The following is a 268-nucleotide window of genomic DNA, read 5'->3' as shown; positions in this document are numbered from 1 at the left end:
CTCCGTTACTCTTTGGGAGGCAACCGCCCCAGTTAAACTACCCACCAGGCACTGTCCCTGATCCGGATCACGGACCGAGGTTAGACATCCAATACGACCAGAGTGGTATTTCAACGACGACTCCACAACCACTGGCGTGGCCGCTTCACAGTCTCCCACCTATCCTACACAAGCCGAATCGAACACCAATACCAAGCTATAGTAAAGGTCCCGGGGTCTTTCCGTCCTGCCGCGCGTAACGAGCATCTTTACTCGTAATGCAATTTCG

General features: G+C 53.7%; 1 rRNA gene. It reads right to left on the bottom strand.

Annotated elements, in window-relative coordinates:
- Positions 1 to 268: ribosomal RNA gene (locus QSK35_RS42610) — 23S ribosomal RNA — on the bottom strand; the annotation flags it as partial.

It is taken from the genome of Lentzea sp. NBRC 105346 (assembly GCF_030269605.1).
Classification (GTDB): domain Bacteria; phylum Actinomycetota; class Actinomycetes; order Mycobacteriales; family Pseudonocardiaceae; genus Lentzea.
Note: the sequence above shows the minus strand (reverse complement) of the source record. Positions and strands in the feature narration are given on the sequence as shown.